Below are 250 nucleotides of genomic sequence, written 5' to 3'. Positions count from 1 at the left end.
ATCTGGCGGAATACACAGGCCGGCGAGGCATGGCCTACCCGCACCACCTGATTGGGTTCGCCCTTGCCACAGTTGGGCGTGCCCAGCACCTGGAAGGTGCTGTGGTCGCCAACCGCCGACAGGTTGCGCCAGAACTGCGCGGAGATGCTGCGGTAGTTGGGGTTCTTGACGATGCCCTTGAGCGCGCCATTTTCAATCAACTGGCCCCATTCGCAGCCGAACTGGAACTTGTTGCGCGCATCGTCGATGG

The 250-nt window shown here is 62.0% G+C and carries 1 pseudogene; it reads right to left on the bottom strand.

Features of this window, described 5'->3' with window-relative positions:
• Window positions 1-250 (bottom strand): annotated as a pseudogene (locus tag SB719_RS21685) (TldD/PmbA family protein); the annotation flags it as partial.

Source organism: Pantoea sp. SIMBA_079, assembly GCF_046940275.1.
Classification (GTDB): Bacteria; Pseudomonadota; Gammaproteobacteria; order Enterobacterales; family Enterobacteriaceae; genus Pantoea; species Pantoea borealis.
Note: the sequence above shows the minus strand (reverse complement) of the source record. Positions and strands in the feature narration are given on the sequence as shown.